Origin of the sequence: Flagellimonas amphidinii (genome assembly GCF_013090115.1) — a bacterium.
GTDB lineage: Bacteria > Bacteroidota > Bacteroidia > Flavobacteriales > Flavobacteriaceae > Flagellimonas > Flagellimonas amphidinii.
In genome coordinates, this window is sequence record NZ_JABFNN010000030.1 from 292,208 (window position 1) to 311,763 (window position 19,556).

At 38.7% G+C, this 19,556-nt stretch carries 22 protein-coding genes and 1 tRNA gene; 8 read left to right on the top strand and 15 right to left on the bottom strand.

Features of this window, described 5'->3' with window-relative positions:
• The first annotated feature begins 6 nt into the window (after nucleotides 1-6).
• The 7 genes from HJC33_RS07950 to HJC33_RS07980 all read left to right on the top strand — a co-directional run bounded on the left by HJC33_RS07950 (nucleotide 7) and on the right by HJC33_RS07980 (nucleotide 5,407).
• Nucleotides 7-3,198 (top strand): efflux RND transporter permease subunit, encoded by a 3,192-nt coding sequence (locus HJC33_RS07950; protein ID WP_171658277.1) that lies wholly within the window; start codon nucleotides 7-9, stop codon nucleotides 3,196-3,198.
• A 3-nt stretch (nucleotides 3,199-3,201) separates the two neighbouring features.
• Nucleotides 3,202-3,507, top strand: a complete 306-nt coding sequence (locus HJC33_RS07955; protein WP_171658278.1) for a hypothetical protein — start codon at nucleotides 3,202-3,204, stop codon at nucleotides 3,505-3,507.
• Nucleotides 3,508-3,518: 11 nt separating this feature from the next.
• Complete coding sequence (locus tag HJC33_RS07960) at nucleotides 3,519-3,704, top strand: YgaP family membrane protein (protein ID WP_171658279.1); 186 nt, start codon at nucleotides 3,519-3,521, stop codon at nucleotides 3,702-3,704.
• A 64-nt stretch (nucleotides 3,705-3,768) separates the two neighbouring features.
• Nucleotides 3,769-4,320 carry a YeeE/YedE family protein gene (locus HJC33_RS07965; RefSeq protein ID WP_171658280.1) on the top strand — a complete coding sequence of 184 codons (552 nt, stop codon included), beginning with the start codon at nucleotides 3,769-3,771 and terminating at the stop codon, nucleotides 4,318-4,320.
• Nucleotides 4,321-4,322: 2 nt separating this feature from the next.
• Nucleotides 4,323-4,736: a DUF6691 family protein gene (locus HJC33_RS07970; RefSeq protein WP_171658281.1), complete on the top strand. Its 414-nt coding sequence runs from the start codon at nucleotides 4,323-4,325 to the stop codon at nucleotides 4,734-4,736.
• A 104-nt stretch (nucleotides 4,737-4,840) separates the two neighbouring features.
• Complete coding sequence (locus HJC33_RS07975; RefSeq protein ID WP_171658282.1) at nucleotides 4,841-5,245, top strand: response regulator; 405 nt, start codon at nucleotides 4,841-4,843, stop codon at nucleotides 5,243-5,245.
• A gap of 90 nt (nucleotides 5,246-5,335) precedes the next feature.
• Nucleotides 5,336-5,407 (top strand) — tRNA-Arg (locus tag HJC33_RS07980).
• Between the two features lie 48 nt (nucleotides 5,408-5,455).
• Here the strand turns inward: HJC33_RS07980 and HJC33_RS07985 are convergent.
• From HJC33_RS07985 to HJC33_RS08055, 15 genes are all read right to left on the bottom strand, one after another.
• Complete coding sequence (locus HJC33_RS07985) at nucleotides 5,456-5,740, bottom strand: UBP-type zinc finger domain-containing protein (protein ID WP_171658283.1); 285 nt, start codon at nucleotides 5,738-5,740, stop codon at nucleotides 5,456-5,458.
• A gap of 6 nt (nucleotides 5,741-5,746) precedes the next feature.
• Nucleotides 5,747-7,387 (bottom strand): FAD-dependent oxidoreductase, encoded by a 1,641-nt coding sequence (locus tag HJC33_RS07990; protein ID WP_171658284.1) that lies wholly within the window; start codon nucleotides 7,385-7,387, stop codon nucleotides 5,747-5,749.
• A 10-nt stretch (nucleotides 7,388-7,397) separates the two neighbouring features.
• Entirely contained in the window at nucleotides 7,398-7,964 is a 567-nt protein-coding gene (locus HJC33_RS07995) for a TMEM175 family protein (RefSeq protein ID WP_171658285.1), read from the bottom strand.
• Between the two features lie 60 nt (nucleotides 7,965-8,024).
• Nucleotides 8,025-8,234: a (4Fe-4S)-binding protein gene (locus HJC33_RS08000; protein ID WP_171658286.1), complete on the bottom strand. Its 210-nt coding sequence runs from the start codon at nucleotides 8,232-8,234 to the stop codon at nucleotides 8,025-8,027.
• A gap of 2 nt (nucleotides 8,235-8,236) precedes the next feature.
• Nucleotides 8,237-8,521: a GNAT family N-acetyltransferase gene (locus HJC33_RS08005; protein ID WP_171658287.1), complete on the bottom strand. Its 285-nt coding sequence runs from the start codon at nucleotides 8,519-8,521 to the stop codon at nucleotides 8,237-8,239.
• A 1-nt stretch (nucleotide 8,522) separates the two neighbouring features.
• Entirely contained in the window at nucleotides 8,523-8,828 is a 306-nt protein-coding gene (locus HJC33_RS08010) for a phosphoribosylpyrophosphate synthetase (RefSeq protein WP_171658288.1), read from the bottom strand.
• Nucleotides 8,829-8,838: 10 nt separating this feature from the next.
• Complete coding sequence (locus HJC33_RS08015) at nucleotides 8,839-10,215, bottom strand: alginate export family protein (RefSeq protein WP_171658289.1); 1,377 nt, start codon at nucleotides 10,213-10,215, stop codon at nucleotides 8,839-8,841.
• A gap of 3 nt (nucleotides 10,216-10,218) precedes the next feature.
• A complete protein-coding gene (locus HJC33_RS08020) occupies nucleotides 10,219-10,668 on the bottom strand; it encodes a DMT family transporter (protein WP_171658290.1) in 450 nt (149 codons plus the stop codon).
• 1 nt (nucleotide 10,669) lies between these two features.
• Entirely contained in the window at nucleotides 10,670-11,101 is a 432-nt protein-coding gene (locus HJC33_RS08025) for a DoxX family protein (RefSeq protein WP_171658291.1), read from the bottom strand.
• Nucleotides 11,085-11,720, bottom strand: a complete 636-nt coding sequence (locus HJC33_RS08030; protein ID WP_171658292.1) for an SCO family protein — start codon at nucleotides 11,718-11,720, stop codon at nucleotides 11,085-11,087. The genes HJC33_RS08025 and HJC33_RS08030 overlap by 17 nt, the downstream gene beginning before the upstream one ends.
• Nucleotides 11,707-13,104: a tyrosinase family protein gene (locus HJC33_RS08035; protein WP_171658293.1), complete on the bottom strand. Its 1,398-nt coding sequence runs from the start codon at nucleotides 13,102-13,104 to the stop codon at nucleotides 11,707-11,709. The genes HJC33_RS08030 and HJC33_RS08035 overlap by 14 nt, the downstream gene beginning before the upstream one ends.
• Before the next feature lie 70 nt (nucleotides 13,105-13,174).
• On the bottom strand, nucleotides 13,175-13,699 hold the full coding sequence (locus tag HJC33_RS08040; protein ID WP_171658294.1) for a YceI family protein: 525 nt from the start codon (nucleotides 13,697-13,699) through the stop codon (nucleotides 13,175-13,177).
• Between the two features lie 28 nt (nucleotides 13,700-13,727).
• Nucleotides 13,728-15,530: an amidohydrolase gene (locus HJC33_RS08045; RefSeq protein WP_171658295.1), complete on the bottom strand. Its 1,803-nt coding sequence runs from the start codon at nucleotides 15,528-15,530 to the stop codon at nucleotides 13,728-13,730.
• Between the two features lie 57 nt (nucleotides 15,531-15,587).
• The gene (locus HJC33_RS08050; RefSeq protein ID WP_171658296.1) at nucleotides 15,588-16,334 is read right to left on the bottom strand and encodes a hydrolase; all 747 of its coding nucleotides are present in this window, start codon (nucleotides 16,332-16,334) and stop codon (nucleotides 15,588-15,590) included.
• 51 nt (nucleotides 16,335-16,385) lie between these two features.
• Entirely contained in the window at nucleotides 16,386-17,108 is a 723-nt protein-coding gene (locus HJC33_RS08055) for a pirin family protein (RefSeq protein ID WP_216366674.1), read from the bottom strand.
• A gap of 328 nt (nucleotides 17,109-17,436) precedes the next feature.
• Here HJC33_RS08055 and HJC33_RS08060 point away from each other — a divergent pair, with 328 nt between their 5' ends.
• Nucleotides 17,437-19,542 (top strand): sigma 54-interacting transcriptional regulator, encoded by a 2,106-nt coding sequence (locus tag HJC33_RS08060; RefSeq protein ID WP_171658298.1) that lies wholly within the window; start codon nucleotides 17,437-17,439, stop codon nucleotides 19,540-19,542.
• Nucleotides 19,543-19,556: the final 14 nt, after the last annotated feature.

Below are 19,556 nucleotides of genomic sequence, written 5' to 3' on the forward strand. Positions count from 1 at the left end.
GTAGGAATGAAAGACGGACTTGCAGGAAAAATAGCGAGAGGTTTTATCGGCTCTAAATTAACGGTGCTTTTGATGATTGTTTTCATGGTCATTGGGGTGTACAGCTCTTTTTTGATCCCAAGGGAAGAAGAGCCACAGATTGATGTGCCCATGGCCGATATTTTTGTGGGATACCCTGGGGCAGGCCCTACGGAGGTCGAATCGAGAATCACAAAACCCCTTGAAAAGATCATATCCAATATCAAAGGGGTCGAATATGTGTATTCCACCTCTATGAAAGAACAAGGAATGGTCATTGTCCAGTTTTATGTGGGGGAAGATATAGAGCGGTCCTTGGTGAGGCTTTATGATGAGATCAATAAGCACATGGACCAAATGCCCGAAGGGGTTACCATGCCCTTGGTAAAGACACGGGCCATTGATGATGTTCCCATGCTGGCCCTTACCCTTTGGAGTGAAAGTTATGATGATTTTCAGCTTCGGGAGATTTCGGGAGAGCTCATGAATGAAATTGAGAAGGTGAACGATGTCTCCATTACCAAAAAGATCGGAGGACGCAATCGCCAGCTTCGCGTGGAGGTCGACAAAGATAAAATGGCCGAAAGCGGGTTGGACTTTCTCGCTATTGCGCAAATGGTGAAGGCCAACAACCAACAGATGGATTCTGGGAACTTCTATGCCAACGATACCGAATTCCATATCAGTACCGGAAATTTTTTGGGATCCAAACAAGATTTGGAAAACCTTATCGTGGGGACCAAACAGGGACAGCCTGTTTACTTGAGGCAAATTGCAAGTGTGACAGACGGTCCAGAACTGCCTAAAAACTATGTTTCTTTGGGTTTTGGAGCGGCCAATGAAAAATCGGAACAGTTTAAATCCGAATATCCTGCGGTGACCATTTCCGTTGCCAAACGAAAAGGTGCCGATGCCATGAAAATAGCCGATATCGTACTTGAAAAAGTGGAACGGTTGAAAACCACACTTATTCCAGATGAGGTTCATGTGGAAGTGACCCGAAACTATGGACAGACGGCCTCCCAAAAAGTATCAGAGCTGTTGTTGCATTTAATCGGCGCCATCATTGCCGTAACTTTTGTAGTGATGCTGGCCATGGGATGGCGAGGAGGACTGGTAGTGTTCCTGTCCGTGCCCATTACGTTTGCCCTGACCCTGCTCAGCTATTATATGTTGGACTATACCCTTAACCGAATCACCCTTTTTGCCCTGGTTTTTGTGACCGGTATCGTGGTGGATGATTCGATTATTATAGCGGAGAACATGCACCGCCATTTTAAAATGAAACGATTGCCGTTCAAAGATGCGGCCCTGTATGCCATCAACGAGGTTGGGAACCCGACCATTTTGGCAACCTTTACGGTAATAGCCTCTGTGTTGCCCATGGCCTTTGTTTCAGGCTTGATGGGGCCTTATATGTCGCCCATGCCCATTGGGGCCTCCATAGCCATGTTACTGTCCCTTTTTGTGGCATTGACCATCACCCCGTATTTGGGATATCTCTTTTTGAGGGAGAAGGATAAAAAGCAAGAGGAAAAACCTGTTGCCAAAATGCAAGATTCATTCATTTATAGAATGTATGATAGGTTTGAAAGACCATTGATAGAAAATCGCAAAAAGCGCTGGTTGTTTTTGGGCATTACTTTTTTCCTGTTGATGGCGTCCATTGCCATGTTCTTTACAAAATCGGTAGCCGTAAAAATGCTTCCTTTTGACAATAAGAATGAATTTCAGGTGGTGATAGACCTTCCCGAAGGTACAACCTTGGAACGAACCGCTGTGGTGGCCAAGGAAGTTGGGGCGTATCTGTCCACACGTCCAGAAGTGGTCAACTATCAAAGTTATGTGGGTACATCAGCACCTATCACCTTTAATGGCCTGGTAAGGCATTATGATCTTAGGGGAGGTAGCAATATGGCAGATATCCAGGTCAATCTAACCGATAAACATGACCGAAGCGACCAAAGCCACGACATTGCAAAATTACTCCGTCCAAAAATTCAAGAACTGGGCAAAAAGTACCATGCCAATATAAAAGTGGTGGAGGTGCCACCGGGACCTCCGGTTTTGTCCACCATTGTCGCCGAAGTGTACGGTCCGGACTATGAAAAGCAGATAGAAATTGCCGATATGGTAAAAGCCATTTTGGAAAATACGGCCGATGTGGTGGATGTGGATTGGATGGTGGAAGATGATCAGAAAGAGTTTGACTTTGTCATAGACAAGGAAAAAGCAATGCTTTATGGCATTACCCCCCAACAGATCGTACAGACCATGGGCATGGCTTTTAGAGGCAACCCCATAACCCACATATATAGTGAGGATTCCTATGATCAAATAGGCATTCTATTGACCATTGCCGAAAAGGAAAAATCCAATCTGGACAAGATTCAGCAATTGAAGATTGCATCAACACAGGGCAATATGGTTTCAGTGGGGGATTTGGTCAATATCAAAGAACAGATCAAGGCAAAGAGCATTTATCGAAAGAACCAAAAAAGAGTGGTCTATGTCATGTCGGATATGGCCGGTAAACTGGAAAGCCCCGTGTATGCCATTTTGGGCATGACGGATAAATTGAACCAATTGGAATTGCCAAAGGGTTACTCCATCAACGAGCTATATATGGAGCAGCCCGATTTTGAGGATGATTACACCGTAAAATGGGATGGGGAATGGCAGATTACACTGGAGGTGTTCAGGGATCTGGGAATAGCGTTTTTGGGTGTGATCGTCATTATATATATGTTGATCGTAGGATGGTTCCAGAACTTTAAGGCACCTATGGTGATGATGGTGGCCATACCCCTTTCCTTGATCGGAATAGTATTGGGCCACTGGATTCTGGGGGCATTTTTTACCGCAACTTCCTTTATTGGGATGATTGCCCTAGCGGGAATTATGGTGCGAAACTCCGTGCTTTTGATCGATTTTGTCAATCTGAGACTTAAAGATGGCGTACCCTTTAAACAAGCGGTGATTGAAGCAGGGGCAGTGCGGACCACACCTATTCTGCTCACTGCGGGTACCGTGGTCATAGGAGCCTTTGTGATACTTTTTGACCCCATTTTCCAAGGGTTGGCCATTTCCTTGATGGGAGGAACCATTGCATCCACTGTTTTGACGCTTCTGGTAGTGCCCTTGGTCTATTATATGATTGAACGTAAAAAATACGACTAGACAATGAAAATGATACTTGTAACGACCGTTGAGGAATATAAAAGTGAAGTTTTCAAACTTTTCAAAAAGGCAGGAATAAAAAACTTCAGTGGATCTGACATTGATGGGTATAAGAATATCCCCTCTTTGCTTTATTCCAGCAGTTGGTTTCCCAGTGAAAGGGGCGGGGCTGCATCCAATCTGTTTTTTTCTTTCACAGATGAAGAAAAGGTGACAGAGTTGTTTAAATATTTGGAGGAGTTCAATGGTCAGAGCACTGGTACTAATCCCATAAGGGCAGTCGAAATTCCAGTGGAACGAACCATATAAAAAACAAAGAAATGAGAAATAGAATTGTACGTGGTGTAGCGGGAAGCTTTATCTTGATCAGCTTGATCTTGGCCGTTTATATAAATATAAATTGGCTCTGGTTCACAGCTTTTGTTGGGGTAAACCTACTGCAGTCCTCTTTGACCAAATGGTGTCTCTTGGAGGATATCCTTAAAAAATTTGGGATTTCAAAGTAGATAGGACCTAGGACAAATTTGTTTTCTGGGTGTTTTTCTTCATTTTTGCTCAAAATAGAAGAAGATGTTATATCAAACTTGGCCTTGGTATGTTTCGGGCCCTCTTATTACCCTGATCATGGCAATTTTGATTTTGATGGGGAAGCGATTTGGAATGTCCTCAAATCTAGAAACCTTTTGTTCCATAGGTGGAGCAGGGAAGTTTGTGGATTATTTTAAAATAGACCTCAAATCTAAAAAATGGAGTTTATTGGTAGTTTTGGGTGCAATAATTGGAGGATTTGTTGCAGCTCATTTTCTGTCTCCAAATGCTTCAGTGGAAATTTCATCAAATACTATTGAAAAGCTACACGAACTTAAGTTCAACAGTGCTGGTACAAGCTATTTGCCCACCGAACTTTTCAGTTTTGAAGCGCTTAATCAACCTAAAGTTTGGATTATTTTACTTGTGGCGGGACTTTTGGTAGGTTTTGGGGCTCGTTATGCAAGCGGATGTACATCAGGACATGCTATTTCAGGATTGAGCAATCTTCAATTACCTTCATTGATAGCCGTAATCGGCTTTTTTGTTGGAGGACTTTTTATGGTTCACGTATTATTTCCATTAATTTTTTGATTATGAGAAGTTTGGGTTTTGTTATTGTGGGAATCTTTTTTGGTGTTGTGCTTTATAAATCTGAAGCCGCATCCTGGTTCCGAATTTATGAAATGTTCCAATTTGATTCTTTCCATATGTATGGAATCATTAGTTCAGCTGTATTATTGGGTGTAATCTTTGTGCAATGGGTGAAACGATCGGAAAGCAAATCTTTTTTTGGAGAGCAAATAAAAATTGCTGATAAGGAACGTTCATTCACCAGATATGCTGTAGGGGGTATCTTGTTTGGATTAGGATGGGCATTGGCGGGAGCTTGTCCAGGGCCCATGTATGTGCTGGCCGGAGCAGGATTTTGGACTATTTTGATAGTACTATTTGGCGCTATCCTAGGGGCTTTTTTATACGGGGTTTTGAGGGATAAATTACCTCATTAAGTTGATTTTAACGGGGAATTATTGCAAAACGACGAACATGATTCCTATTTTTTTTAGAAGGTAGTAGCTTTGTTGCTGAAGCTCCCCAGTCTAAAAAACCCCAAATGAAACTTACTGTTTGTATTATTGATGATGACTTGGTGTCGCAATTTGCTACGCGGTACTGTATTCAACAATCTCATGCCGAATTTGATATTGTGACATGCTCTAGTGGAGAAGAAGGACTCTCCACCTGTTTTGATATGTTCGAGAATGATGGAAAGCTGCCAGATATCATCTTTTTGGACTTGGTAATGGATGGTATGGACGGATGGACCTTTTTAGAGAATCTTCGGAATCTGTTCAAAAGAGATAAATTACCAAGAGTCTATATTCTTTCTGCATTTGTAAATACAAAGGATAGAACCATTGCTAAAGAACACAAATTGATTTCTGGTTATGTTGATAAACCTTTGTCCAGAAATTATTTGGAAAAGATACTTCAACATGAAAAAACAGCTTCCCGTTAATTTTCATTTAGTTTATTTGTTGGGCTGAAAGCGAAAGTTCACGTGTAAATTTCTTGAAAAAACATATTTTTGCAATCCATTTTTAGGAATGGCCCCGTAGTTCAATGGATAGAATAGAAGTTTCCTAAACTTTAGATGCAAGTTCGATTCTTGCCGGGGCTACTTTTACAGTTTTAAAGGAGTTCACAGAAAATCAATATTTTTTGATTTTCATTTGGTTATATTTTTTTTGATTTCATCTTGATAGCACCAAGCAAATCTTGACCATGGTTTTGGAAGAATTGATGTCACTACGGGATGCCCCGTTTCTTCAAAATGTTTTTGGGCGTGTTTGTTTGGGGATGAGTTGCAACACAGCACCGCACCACAAGTTTGACATAATCGTAAATGATTCCACTTACCGCCAATCTTTACACATTCCTCACACACTTTCTTTTTAGTGGTTTTAAAATCCACAATATTCAAGTGCTCACAATAAACCTTTGAATCTTGCATATTGTACTAGACTTTCACTTTTCTTTCTGCCAAGTATCGGTGTATTTGGCTAATTGCCATAGAACCTTCCCCTACAGCAGATGCTACTCTTTTTACTGAACCTTTTCGTACATCTCCGACAGCAAAGAATCCTGGAATGCTTGTTTCCAATGACTGAGGTTTTCTTTCCTCATAAATAGAACAAGAAGTCATTTCATCAGCAGTTACATCGGGTCCAGTATAGATGAAACCTTTTTCATCTGTGGATATGATTCCATTGAGCCATTCAGAACAAGGTTTTGCCCCGATAAAAGTGAACAGGTTTGAAATCCAAATTGTTTGTCGTTCTCCATTAGTATCTAAAATCAGGGACTCTAGGTGATTTTCACCATTAAGCTGAACGACATTACTTTCTTTATGGATGGTGATATTTGGTGTCGCCTCAATTCGCTGAACGAGGTAGTCACTCATTTTTGACCCCAAATCATTGCCCCTAATTATAATGTGTGCCTCTCTGGCGTATTCCGCCAAAAAAAGCACAGCTTGTCCAGCGGAATTTCCTCCTCCAACAACACTTACAATTTCATTATTGCACGCTGCTGCATTCATTCCTGTGGCAGAATAGTAAATACCTCTACCTTCAAATTTCTCAATATTTTCAATGGGTAAACGCCGGTAATTTGCACCTGTTGCTGCGATTATTGTTTTTGCTTTGACCTGTTTGTTATTTGAAGCCAAAAGCGTGAAATAATCACCATTGTATATTACTTTTTCCGCTCTGTGAGGAATTGAAATATGACAGCCAAATTTTTGGGCTTGTATAAAGGCTTTATTGGCTAAATCACTTCCTGAAATACCAGTTGGGAAACCTAAATAATTTTCAATTTTTGAACTCTTTCCTGCCTGTCCTCCAGGTGCGTTGCTATCGATTGTAACAACACTTAGCCCTTCAGAAGCAGCATAAACGGATGCTGCAAGACCAGACGGGCCAGCACCAACCACTAAAACATCATATAACTCATCACCAAAGTCAACCAAAACACCAGTGTGTTCAGCTAATTCTGCTATAGTTGGTTTTTTGAGCAATTCACCCGAAGCACCCAATACTATAGGTAAATCACTTTCATCAAGGTTAAAATTTTTTAGTAATTGATAGGCCTCAGGGGATTGCTCAACGTTTAAAAAAGTATGCCAAATATGATTTTTATCCATGAAGTCCCTAAGCGCATAGGTCTCCTTAGATTTTTCTGTTCCGATAATTTTAATGCCTCCATCAAACTCTTTGAGCATTGTCTCCTGCCTTTGGATAAATGCAGTTAGCAATACATCTCCAATGTCGCTTTGTTTGGAAATCAATTCTTTGAGCGAATCTGGTTTAATCCGTAATAGCGTAGAGCCTTTGCTTGCATAGGCATTAAATTGAGCAGTTTTACTAGATAACATACTGTTATCACCAGTAAATTCATTAATACCGTGAGTGACAATAATATTTACTTTGTCCGTTTCGTCCATCACACATACTTCTCCTTCAAGCACAACAAAGAAGTCATACGTTAAATCACCTGCCTTGAAAACCAGTGTTTGTACATCAAAATCTTCTACAGTGCCATATTCTTTTAAAATGCTGATTTGTTTTTGCGTCAATATGGGAAATCGTGGGTCGGTCATAACTTTAGTTTTAAATTTTTTCTACTGTTTTATTCGGGATAAACCAAAGTGCGGCAACTAAAACATAAATTAGGATTGCAAAAATTGGTTTGATGAAACTTGCTGCTGTACCTAAACCATAAAGTACTAGGGAGAGGTGTGTTTTCCATTCGTTTTTGTATGCTTTCCTCAGCTTAGTTTGTTCATCATGATGAGAACTTAATGTCTTTATTAAAATAGTCCAAGCGATACTTGACATAAAAAGAACAAAACCATAAACTGCTGTAGGTATTTGTTCAAAATGGTTTTCTCCCATAAAACCTGTAGCAAATGGCAACAGAGAGAGCCAAAAAAGCAAGTGCAGATTTGCCCACAAGACCTTGCCGTTAACCACTTCAGAAACATGCATCAAATGGTGATGGTTGTTCCAATAAATGCCTAAGTAAATGAAACTTAAAATATAGGTCACAAAAGTTGGAATAATAGGACTTAAACTTGCCAAATCATTGCCTTCTGGCACTTTTAATTCCAAAACCATAATTGTTATGATAATGGCTAGTACACCATCGCTAAATGCTTCTAGTCTATTTGTTTTCATGTATAGTTTGGTTTTTAAAGTCCTAATTCTTTTCCTCTTAGTACTTCATAGCATTATTAACTATAATTTATAACTTAAAGCACCAGAAGGGCAAGCATCTATTTGCTGTTTCAATGCTTCCACCGATGCGTTTTCTGGTTTTATCCATGGGCGGTCTTTTGGATTATATACTTCTGGTAAAGTCTTTACACATATACCCGAATGAATACATTTTTGTGGTTTCCATACAACTGTAAAATCTCCTTTTTGATATTCTTTTATTTTTTCCATAATTAAGGTTTTAGTACATCCTGTATATCCTCTAATTTTTTAAACATTGCATTTGCGAATGGGCACAAGGGTAGGATTTTCAAATTCTTCTCCCGAGCCATCTCAACAATCTTATAGAGCAATTTTTTACCAACGCCTTTACCGTTATACTCTTGTTCTACCTCTGTATGGTCTATAATTATGAAATCACTTCCTGGAATGGAGTAACTCATTAAACCTGCTTTTTTTCCATCTTCACGGGCTATAGCAAACCCTTTATTTTCGCGTTCTCTTATTTCTAGTTCCATCTTATTGTGGTTTATATTTTAGTTTTTGAATCATATCCGTTGTTAATGGGTTTGCGTAAGCACCATAAGCGTCCACCAACAAACCTTTCAAATTAAATTTGGGTGCAGAAATAGCAAACAGAATAGAAGAATCATCAGGATTTGATTCCCCTTCAAAACGGTACATTTCGTCTATTTCAAATTGGTTGGGATATATTTTGTAATCGAATGCTTTGCATTCCACTCTATCACTGCTTAGGTTAAGGTCTTCGGTATAGCCTCTTTTTTGTAAATCAGTTATGGCTTCGGTTAACGTATCGTATATCATGGTGTTCAATTTAGAATTTTATTTCTGCTGTAAGTACTGTGTGGAATAATATATTATCCAAACCACTTTCATCAAGAAAACCTTGGGGAAAGATTACGTTTGATTCGAATTCCAGAGCAATGAATTTATTGACTTGAAAGCCAGTGATAGTCCCTATTTGATGTCCAATAAATCGTTCGTCATTAACAGAAGGATATTCAAGTATCAATGGTGGACTGTATACCCCGTCTTCTCGAGAAAATCTCCAAAATGCCACATAATCCAGAGATAAAGAGAAGTTTCCTAATAGCGTATTTATGTACGGATGAAAGTCAATTAAATTCGATGGTCCAAAACGCGCTACCCTGCCAAAATAAGCTCCCCTTGGATAGAGTCCGTCAAAGGTATTTAGGTTATTGTCGGTATCACTGGTATCACCGCTAATAGCCTCTGTTTTTAGACCAACTATACCATTTTCACCCAAAAGCCTAAAAGGATGTTCAATATTGAATGAGGCAGTCCAAGCATTAATCGTTTGGTCTCCAAAACTTCCTGTTTGATAGACAAACTCATTGTTATATGTGAAATTTTTCCAAGTCCCAAAATGGCGTAAACCTATAGACACTCTGTTGTCATTGGCAGTTCCTGAATCCCACGTCTTATTTTTTTCTTCTTTGTAGAATACATAAAAATCTGTTCCTGTTTGTTCAGTCCAGTTTTGACTCCAATACAAGGCGGCTAAACTTTCCTCTTCAAAATTAAAAGCATCGTTATCAAAAACTCCTTCTTGCGGTCTTACGGGAACAGCATAAAATCCTTTGATATTTGTATTATCTGTTGTGTATTCAATTTGCGCCATATCAAATGACAAGCGAACATTGGGACCTTCTCTAACATCTACAAGCCGACCGCTTCCCAAACGCATATTTTGACGTCCCAAAAAAACATTCCAGTTATCGTCAAAATGATACTTGACAAATAATTGATTAAAGCTTAATTCGTCTTTATCCACAGGTGCTAATTCTTCTTTACTCGCTATAAGGCTGGTGTTTAGTTCAGCAAAAACTTCTAATTTATCCGCAACTCTTAGGTGAGAATGCAATTGAATTCTATTTAGAAACCAAACATCATTTTGGTCTTCTTCAGACGAAAATTGCTCGTTTATAAAAGCTTCAGATTGCACTCTATAACTACCTCCAAAACTCAAGGTGGTTTTATTCCCAAGAGGAATTAGCTTGAAATTTTCGTAAAAGTTCTTTGTTTCCTCTGCAGGTATTTCAATTTGGTCATTTTGCCTTAGCAAACTAAAATTAAAAGAAGATTCTTTTTGTTTTTCGTTCTCTTGAGCCCATATAGGCTTGACCAACGCAAGACAAATTATTAGTAGTATGTTGCTCCACGCTTTCATATTTTAAAATCGTCTTATTAATAAAACACCTGCTACCAAAAAGGCTACACCTAGTAATCGTTGCCAGTTGATTTGTTTCACAGGTAATCCCAATAATCCATAATGGTCTAGAACAAGTGAAACTGTCATTTGACCTGCAACGACGAGGACAAAAGTGAGTGCCGTACCAAGCTTTGGGGCAAGAATGATAACCGCAGCAACATAAAATGCTCCAAGTATACCAGCAGTCCAGACTACAGGGGAAACTGTTTTGACTTGTGTTATGGATGAGAAATCAAATTTGAGTATAAAGAGGTATATCAATAGCCCAATCGTACCAATGAAAAATGAAGCAAAGGCGGCAAATATGGGTTGATTAACAGATTTACCAAGCTGTACGTTTAATCCCGCTTGTAGCGGCAATACTGCTCCTGCTACAATTGCAAGTAAAATGAATAAGATTTGAGATTTCATTTTATGTTGTTTTAAAGAATTTATAATCGAGTGAATACTTACCTGCTCCCATAAAAAAGATGAGTAAATAAGCTAAAGAGTACATTAATGGAACATCTCTTACTGGCCAAGGGTCATTACCATGTACAATTAGAAATCCTGTGAGTGTAACACTTAATATTGGTAGTACAGCCAATCGGGTTCCTAAACCCAGAATGATAAAAACAGGAGCTACGATATTCGCAATGATTGCAATTACAGCGCTTATTTCACCACCTACACCCATGGGGTCCGGAATATGTTGAACAGTACCCTCAAAGTCCAAAAGCTTTTTCATACCGTGGGTATTTATCATTGATATGGACACCAAAACCCTAAAAGCTAGCAATGTGATATTTGATGTCAACCCATCACACCATGGGTTAAATATTTTATTTTTAAGATTTGTTTTCATTTGGAAATTCTTTAAGTAAAATTTTGATATCATTAATGAGCCGTTGTGTATCTTCACTTTCTAATCCATTGTAATAGCCCCGTATTCGTTGTTGTCCATCAACCAAAACAAAGGTTCCTTCATGAATAAGATTAATTTCTTTTTCAGAACTATCGTCAAAAGCACGCACCTTATAGTCTTTGGCCAATTCAAAAATATAATCATCATATCCTGTCAATAAATTCCATCTATTTGTATTGATGTCATAATTCTTCGAATATTCCAATAAACGCTCAGGCGTATCATTTTTTGGGTCAATACTTATGGAAATGATACCAACTCTATCTTCTTGCGAGAATGCTTGCTCAACCGACTTTAGGTGATTGGTCATTTGAGGGCAAATCGTTGGACAACTGGTAAAGAAAAAGTCAATCACCTGAATTTTTCCCTGATAATCTTCAGCACTTACTTTTTCATTAAATTGATTGGTAAGTCTAAAGTCAGGGGTTTTATAATAATCGTATTGCCCCGTATAGGTGTATATTGTCTTCTCCCCAAGAATCGGCAGTTTTTCTTCTTCTTTACAAGAAGCCAGACACATTACCACCAAGACGAAAAATAAATTCTTAAATGTTTTCATAATGTGTTACTAATGAGATGTTTTCTAACTTTAATATTTCATCTGGAATATTTCGATTGGGAAGCGGTACAGGTTGGAATATGACCTGGATATCCTTTTTTGCGTCAATAGCATCTGCTATTTCCTTCTCAATTTCAATTTGTAAATGCACACCATTTTGTAGCAAAACAGAATCTAAATCCAAAATTGGGAGTATCGTGAATGTTCCGGTATACTTACTTTGTTGAACACCTTCTTTATCATATTCAAAAAACACTCTGGCACAATAGGGTTGATAGGGTAATTGCGCTCTTTCAAAATGGAGAATGACGTGAGTCCTTTCCTTGTCAACAAATTCTTTGTAAATAGTGTCGGTGTCCGATGTTTTCAGATTCAATGGAGCGATGCAATCTCTTTTAGATTCCTCCCTTTTGGGTTTATCAGCTTCCATAAATGGATTGCAATAGTTGGGATTCAAATTCAAGTCTGCAAAACGATACCCTAAGGCTTCTGTGTCTAGAAGCTCTTTAATTTTAAAATCAACAGGTCTTCCATTGCCGTCCGTAGCAAACAATCGTTTTTCTAACCATTCTTCGTCTGTCGGTAGTTTATTTTCGGGACTGTATGTTCTCCATGCATCCCAAATTCGGTCGCAGTTTCCATGATGTCCGTAAAAAATAGGGTCAAAACCTGATTCAGTAAATGTGGCCATCTGTCCACCTATCCAATTATGGATATTGTTGTGAAAAGACTGTTCTGCAATTCCATCCAACTGAGAGTCGCCACGTTTTTTAATAGCAGGATACCCGCCAAAAGTTTTGTATTTATCTGCTCTAAATGCTGCACCAACATTGATGAAGTCTTTTGGGATTTCGTCGGTTTGAGAAACCAAGCGGGTAATGTTATTCAGAGGATTTTCTTCATCACCCCAATAGTGTTCTGGAATAAAATTGGATTTAGTCCAATCCCAATAATGTAAGGCCAATTTTGGTTCGCCAACTGCTTTTTGCAGTTTTTGTTCCATTCCCCATAAGTATAGTCTATGCCAAGGCCAAACATACCAGTTGTAATGAACCTGATTGGAATATAAACTAGTGGCGCAAAAGGTGGCATGCAGCATTCCGTGGGCCGTCCATCCCATTGGGTCTAAAGGGGAAATCTCCGAACGGTCTTTTAGTATTTTAATGGCATCCTTTAGTAACTTGATTTCTGGGTCATTTACAGGAATATCGGCAATGTTTTTTCGAGTTACAATTGATGAAGAGTTTAAACTTGATGGTGCTGATTTTTCTTTTTTTGCAGTATTGTCACAGCTCATAACCAAGGGTAAAGTCCCTAGACTAAGCGTGGTTAAACCTGCTTTTTGAAGGAACGCTCTTCTGGATGTGTTTTTGGTCTCTTTCATCTTTGCGTTAGTTTATGATAGGAGACCACCCATTTAGGAAAGAGCAGAGTGGTCTCCTTATGAAGTATTTTTATTCTTTAATAAATTGTGCGTCAATTACAAGGTTTACCGTATCAGCAACAACAACACTACCAGCTTCAGTGACAGCACTCCAGGTCAAATTGAAATCCTTACGATTAATTTTACCTTTCATCTCAAAACCAGCTTTAGTTTGTCCATAAGGGTCAACTGCTACACCATTGAAGTCTACCTCCAAGGCAATCTCTTTGGTTACATCTCTTATGGTAAGGTCTCCAATCATGGTGCTTCCGTCAAATGATTTGGAATGAAATGTCATCTCAGGAAACCCTTCGGCATTAAAGAAATCATCAGATTTTAAATGATTATCACGGTCACTATTTTTTGTGTTTATTGAACCTGTTTTTGCTGAAAAGTTGAATGTTGCATCGCTAAAGCTATCATCACTAGCTTCGACAGATGCGGTATAGTCTTCAAAGTGTCCTTTTACGGTTGAAATCATCATGTGTTTTACTTTGAATCCAACTTCAGAGTGTGCATTATCAATGTTCCATTTTGTTTTTACTGTTGTTTCCATTGTATTTAATTTTTTTAATATTTATAATTTATTTTGATTGATAGCCTCCAAAATATTTTACGGGAGACCAGCTTGGAATGGGTTCTGGAATTGAGGGACTCATTTCGCTATACTCCTCGGCACCATATACTACATTGCCACCTACTACGGTAAGTACAGATTTCAAATCATTGATTTGTTTTTCTGGAATGGTGAAGTAGTCATCAGAAAGCAATGCAAAATCTGCAAACATTCCATTTTCTAATGTGCCTTTAACTGTTTCTTCATTAGACACCCAGGCGCTGCCTTGAGTATATAGGTGCAAGGCTTCTTCACGGGTTAATTTGTTTTCTTCAGAAGCTAATTGGAAATCGCCTACTGTTTTTCCAGTAATTAACCAGTATAAAGCTGGCCAAGGGTTATAGCTAGCTACACGAGTACCATCGGTACCTGCGCCAACAGGTAATCCCATTGCCATCATCTTTTTTACCGGTGGAGCTTCTTTAGCTTTTTCAGCACCGTAGCGTTCTACAAAATATTCACCTGCATAGGCCATACGGGCTTGAATGGCAATACCCCCATTAAGAGCTTTGATACGCTCTAAATCCTTTACTTGTACTGTTTCGGCGTGGTCAAATAACCATCTTTTTGAAGCAAGCTTTCCTCCAGTTTCTTCATTTACTTCTTCAAAAACATCAAGCATTAATGAAATGGTCTCTCCATAAGTAGCGTGAATTCTAAATGGCCATCCATTATCAACATGTAATCTAACAATACGCTTCAAGTCTTTTCTCCAGGTAGGCCTATCTCTATCCAAAAGAGGTTGTGGCGCTAAGAAATTTTCATAGTCACCTGCACTCCAAGCCAAAAATTCACCACCACCTTCTAATTCGTATCCGTGGTCTAAATGAATTTCCCCATTGTGACCAACTTCGTTAGTTTCCATCCACTCGGTAAATTCTTCATACTCGGCTCCCTTATTCTGAGGAAATAAATAGTATGATAAGCGAATGGGCATTTCACCAGCATCGGCCAAAGTCTTTGTGCCCGTGTAATCTTTCGGGAACTTATGGCCTCCACCTCCAGCATCAATACCACTGGTAATTCCAAAAGTGTTTAATTCTCTATAGAATTGTCTTGTGCCGTTTTCCATTTCGGCTTGGGTCAATGGAGGTAAACTTCCAATACGAGCATAAAGGATTGTTGGGTTAGGGTCTGCAACAAGTACACCCGTTAGTTTTCCGTCTGGACCTTTTTGAAACTCAGAATCTTTGGGAGCTTTTGTATTTTCATCAATTCCTAAAGCATCCAATCCTGCCTGGTTCAAATACCCTTGACTGTATAAAAAAAGTACATAGGTAGGAACATCACCTGTAGCTTCATTCAACTCATCCATTGTAAAAAGCCGTTTTTCCTCGAATTGAAAAGGACTCCATCCACCGATTACACGAACCCATTGTCCTTCTGGTGTTCTGGCTGCCTGTTCTTTTAGCATTTCGAGTGCGCGTTTTAAGGTCTTTACACCATCCCAACGGACTTCCGCATTAAAAAAACGTCCCCCCCGGGTTAAATGAAGATGTGAATCGTTTAATCCAGGAATAAGTGTTCTTCCATTAGCGTCAATAACCTCGGTACTATCACCTATCAAAACATTGATTTCTTCGGCAGTACCTGTAGCCATGACTTTGCCATCTTTTACGGCGATGGCTTCCGTAATCGTTCTTTTAGTGTCCATAACAGCAACTTTTGCGTTAGTGACGACCATATCGGCAGTTTCTGATGCTTTTTTGGCAGGTTCATAACAACCTATCAGCAAAACTGCCACCATAAATAGTGTCAGAAATTTTTTCATCTTGACTGGATTTAAGACCCCCTGAGTCGGGGGCCTTTTTGATATTATCTGGACTCCTTACTTATTTTCTTCTTCTTTAGCCCACTTCTGCATGGTCTTGATGTAATCAATACCTAAGCCATAAGCTCCTCCATATCTTTTCGCCAATTCGTTCACTTCTATGTATTGATCAGAGCGTGCCCAATCTCTATAGATTTCCAACATATATTGCATTGATGTGATTGGAATAACCCCAGCCTGAATCATACGTGCAATAGACATATCGTGAGCTTCTTTAGACACACCACCTGACGCGTCTGTGATTACATACACTTCATACCCGTCTTCAAGAGCAGATAATGCTGCCAAGTTGATACACACTTCTGTCCAAAGTCCTGCCATTACGAGTCTTTTTTTACCAGTAGCTTCAACAGCTTTAATGAAATTTTTGTCTTCCCATGAATTCATAGTAGTTCTGTCTACGTATTTAGACTCGTCTGGGTAATGCTCTCTAATTTCAGGAAATACAGGTCCTGAGAATTGTTTTTCTGCAACTGTTGTAATTACAGTTGGTATTTCAAAAAGTTTAGATGCACCAGCTATCAATCCTGCGTTGTTTCTTAGTTCTTCGATTGGTTGAGACTCAACGGCAAATGCCATTTGACCTTCATGATCAATCATTATTAAAGCGTGATTTGTAGGGTTAAGTGCTTGTTTAGCTCCTTTTGTGTGATCAGTAGCAGATGTTGGATTGTTCTGTGTCCATTGTGCAAAAGATATTGCAGTGATAAAAAGGGCTACGATTGATAAACTTAATTTTCTCATTGTTTTAATTTTTGTGTCAATTGTGTTGACGGTTTAACTATTTAGATTTGATTAAAAATTCTCATTCATTGGTACTTCCATAAGCAATAATTCAGTATTGCTATTAGCAGTAATATCTAGTTCACTGGTATCCCAAACTCCAAAACCGTCTCTTTTTTCGAGAGCTTGACCATTAATTGTGGCTTCTCCCTCGATCAAGAAGGCATACACACCATTATTTTCTGGGTCATTGATTTTATAAGTGAGTGACTTTCCAGCTTCTAAGGAGCACATGTTGAACCAAGCATTTTGGTGTACCCAAACTCCATCATCTTCTGGATTAGGAGATAATACTTGCTGCAATTTGTTTTTACGGTCTGCCAAATCAAGAGTGATTTGGTCATACCTTGGGATTACCCCTTTTTTATTAGGAAATACCCATATCTGTAAAAATTTTACAGGCTTGTCTTTATTGGCGTTGTATTCACTGTGCATAATACCAGTACCAGCACTCATCACCTGTATATCACCTTGTTTGATGATTGCAGATGTACCCATACTATCTTTGTGTTCCAGGTCTCCCTCCAACGGAATGGAAATTATTTCCATATCACGGTGTGGATGGGTGCCAAACCCTTGCGCCTCAGAAACGGTATCGTCATTCAATACCCGTAGCAATCCGAAATTCATTCTTTCGGGATTGTAGTAATTTGCAAAACTGAAGGTATGTCTTGATTGAAGCCACCCGTGGTTGGCACTTCCTCTAGTGTCTGCTTTGTGCAATACTGTTTTCATTTTGGTTTCGTTTTTTGATTCATTGATTGTTCCTGTTGTATTTTCAAAACTTGCTTTCATAATCTTATCTTTTTGAATTCTTGCGAAAATCGAATAGCCAGTTAATCCTGTTAATCCAGCTAAAATCGATTTGACTAAAAAGTCTTTGCGCTTCATTTTTAATTTATTTGCCTTCCATAAGACTATGATTGTGCCAAAATTTTAAATAATTGAATAGCAATCATTTAAGTTGAATTTTTAAAAAATTAATTTTCCCGTTTATTAGAAATTTCTAGTATTTGAGAAAAATTGTATTTATTTTAACTACCTAATTTCAGACCAAATAGCAATGGATATTCCCTTTTCAGAAGTCAAAGACGTATTGATTCAAAGGCTTCCTTACAAGATTATGTGGATGGATGAAATGGGTGGAATCATTTATGGTAATGAGCAATTCTGTAAGCGATTGGGCTACAAAGCTTCGGAAATAACAAGACTATCTGTATACGATATAAATCCTAGCACAACTAAAGAGAGTTGGGAAAAACATTGGAAAGAAGTCAAGAAAAAGGGGGGTGTAAATTTTAAATCGGTACACCAAACTAAAGAAGGTAAATATTATAATGTTGAAGTTTTTTCACAGTTTTTCTCAAATAATGGAAAAGAAATCATCTATGCCATAGTCAATGATATAACTGAATCTAGTTTTTATAGAAATCTTTTGAATAGTTCGGAAAGAATTAATCAAATTGGTGGATGGAAACTAAATCTTCAAGATGGTTCACTAATTGTAACCGAACAAGCACTTTGCATATTAGATACGGAAAATAAGGAAGACCTGCTACCCGGTAATGTGATTCATTTGTTTAAGGAACCTGATACCATTAAAAAGTTGTTAAGTGAAGTATTGCGAAATGGTTCGGGCTATGATGAAATATTGGAGCTCAAGAATGGAAGACACGTTAGATGTGTTACCGAAGCCGAATCAAAAAGAAATAAAATATACAAGATTATCGGTACTTATCAGGATGTAACCGAATCCTATAAAAGGGCAAATAGATTACAGCTCTTTAAAGAGATCATTGACAATGCCGAAGATTTGATTTACCTATACAATAGGGATGGGAAACTTTTACATTATAGTAATTCGGTTTCCAGAGAGTTGGGTTTTACCAAAAAACAATTGGATGGTTTTACCATTTACGATTTGGATGGCAGAATAGACACATACTGGTGGCACAACCATTTTGATGAGATAAAAGCAAAAGGCTCTTTAACCTTGGATTGGGAAATTACCCGAAAAGACGGGACCGTGTTCCCGGCCAGTATTGTGGCCAATCATTTGGTCTATGAGGGAAACGATATCAATTGTGCCGTTATTCGGAATGTGACCTCAATTAAAGAGAAGGAAAATCAATTACAGGAGGCTTTGGACGAACTTTCCGAATTAAAGGATGAGCTCGAAATCGACAACCAAAACCTGCGTCAGGAAATCAGTGATACCCTCAATTTTGAAAACATCATTTGTCAAAGCGATGCGTACCGGCAAGTATTGGAGCAAGTTACGCAAGTAGCGGTCACTGACGCCACTGTTTTGATTACTGGCGAATCGGGAACCGGAAAAGAGCTTTTGGCGAGCGCCGTTCACCTTAACAGTACGCGAAAAGACAATGTGCTGATTAAAGTGAACTGTGCCACATTGCCCAAAGAATTGATTGAAAGTGAATTGTTCGGACATAAAAAAGGGGCGTTTACGGGGGCAACGGCAGATAAACAGGGAAAGTTTAGTTTGGCCGACGGGGGTACGATTTTTTTAGATGAAATAGGTGAAGTTCCTATCGATTTACAGGCAAAATTACTTCGTGTGTTGCAGGAAGGCGAGTTTGACCCCTTGGGAGCTACAGCCACAACGAAGGTCGATGTTCGGGTCATTGCAGCTACCAACCGCGATTTACAGGAGATGGTTAAAAAGGGAACGTTTAGGGAAGATCTATATTACAGATTGAATGTTTTTCCTATCGAGAATATTCCCTTAAGAGCTCGTAAAGAGGACATTCCTTTATTGGCACAGTTTTTTCTAGAAAAATATTCTGCAAAAGCAGGGAAAGACTTCAAAAGGCTTTCAAAGAAAACTATTGCAAAATTAATGGATTACAGTTTTCCTGGAAACATTAGAGAATTGGAAAACTTGATAGAAAGAGCTGTTATTATTGAAAACGGTACAACTTTACAACCAGGTAGCTGGTTGCCTACAGAAAATGGAAAAATAGATTCAGAAGAATTCAAGCCAATTGATGTTATGCAACGAGATTATATCATCAAAGTTTTAGAACATACCAACTGGCGTGTAAGCGGACCCAGAGGAGCAGCAACAATTTTAGGGATGAAGGACAAAACATTATTTGCTAGAATGAAAAAACTGGGAATTGAGAAACAGACAAGTTTAAAGAAATAACATTAAGTTGAAAT

What these genes read in the sequence shown, in the direction of transcription:
- HJC33_RS07950 (WP_171658277.1), top strand. Translation starts at nt 7, where the DNA reads ATGAAAGACGGACTTGCAGGAAAAATAGCGAGAGGTTTTATCGGCTCT.
- HJC33_RS07955 (WP_171658278.1), top strand. Translation starts at nt 3,202, where the DNA reads ATGAAAATGATACTTGTAACGACCGTTGAGGAATATAAAAGTGAAGTT.
- HJC33_RS07960 (WP_171658279.1), top strand. Translation starts at nt 3,519, where the DNA reads ATGAGAAATAGAATTGTACGTGGTGTAGCGGGAAGCTTTATCTTGATC.
- HJC33_RS07965 (WP_171658280.1), top strand. Translation starts at nt 3,769, where the DNA reads ATGTTATATCAAACTTGGCCTTGGTATGTTTCGGGCCCTCTTATTACC.
- HJC33_RS07970 (WP_171658281.1), top strand. Translation starts at nt 4,323, where the DNA reads ATGAGAAGTTTGGGTTTTGTTATTGTGGGAATCTTTTTTGGTGTTGTG.
- HJC33_RS07975 (WP_171658282.1), top strand. Translation starts at nt 4,841, where the DNA reads ATGAAACTTACTGTTTGTATTATTGATGATGACTTGGTGTCGCAATTT.
- HJC33_RS07985 (WP_171658283.1), bottom strand. Translation starts at nt 5,740, where the DNA reads ATGCAAGATTCAAAGGTTTATTGTGAGCACTTGAATATTGTGGATTTT.
- HJC33_RS07990 (WP_171658284.1), bottom strand. Translation starts at nt 7,387, where the DNA reads ATGACCGACCCACGATTTCCCATATTGACGCAAAAACAAATCAGCATT.
- HJC33_RS07995 (WP_171658285.1), bottom strand. Translation starts at nt 7,964, where the DNA reads ATGAAAACAAATAGACTAGAAGCATTTAGCGATGGTGTACTAGCCATT.
- HJC33_RS08000 (WP_171658286.1), bottom strand. Translation starts at nt 8,234, where the DNA reads ATGGAAAAAATAAAAGAATATCAAAAAGGAGATTTTACAGTTGTATGG.
- HJC33_RS08005 (WP_171658287.1), bottom strand. Translation starts at nt 8,521, where the DNA reads ATGGAACTAGAAATAAGAGAACGCGAAAATAAAGGGTTTGCTATAGCC.
- HJC33_RS08010 (WP_171658288.1), bottom strand. Translation starts at nt 8,828, where the DNA reads ATGATATACGATACGTTAACCGAAGCCATAACTGATTTACAAAAAAGA.
- HJC33_RS08015 (WP_171658289.1), bottom strand. Translation starts at nt 10,215, where the DNA reads ATGAAAGCGTGGAGCAACATACTACTAATAATTTGTCTTGCGTTGGTC.
- HJC33_RS08020 (WP_171658290.1), bottom strand. Translation starts at nt 10,668, where the DNA reads ATGAAATCTCAAATCTTATTCATTTTACTTGCAATTGTAGCAGGAGCA.
- HJC33_RS08025 (WP_171658291.1), bottom strand. Translation starts at nt 11,101, where the DNA reads ATGAAAACAAATCTTAAAAATAAAATATTTAACCCATGGTGTGATGGG.
- HJC33_RS08030 (WP_171658292.1), bottom strand. Translation starts at nt 11,720, where the DNA reads ATGAAAACATTTAAGAATTTATTTTTCGTCTTGGTGGTAATGTGTCTG.
- HJC33_RS08035 (WP_171658293.1), bottom strand. Translation starts at nt 13,104, where the DNA reads ATGAAAGAGACCAAAAACACATCCAGAAGAGCGTTCCTTCAAAAAGCA.
- HJC33_RS08040 (WP_171658294.1), bottom strand. Translation starts at nt 13,699, where the DNA reads ATGGAAACAACAGTAAAAACAAAATGGAACATTGATAATGCACACTCT.
- HJC33_RS08045 (WP_171658295.1), bottom strand. Translation starts at nt 15,530, where the DNA reads ATGAAAAAATTTCTGACACTATTTATGGTGGCAGTTTTGCTGATAGGT.
- HJC33_RS08050 (WP_171658296.1), bottom strand. Translation starts at nt 16,334, where the DNA reads ATGAGAAAATTAAGTTTATCAATCGTAGCCCTTTTTATCACTGCAATA.
- HJC33_RS08055 (WP_216366674.1), bottom strand. Translation starts at nt 17,108, where the DNA reads ATGAAAACAGTATTGCACAAAGCAGACACTAGAGGAAGTGCCAACCAC.
- HJC33_RS08060 (WP_171658298.1), top strand. Translation starts at nt 17,437, where the DNA reads ATGGATATTCCCTTTTCAGAAGTCAAAGACGTATTGATTCAAAGGCTT.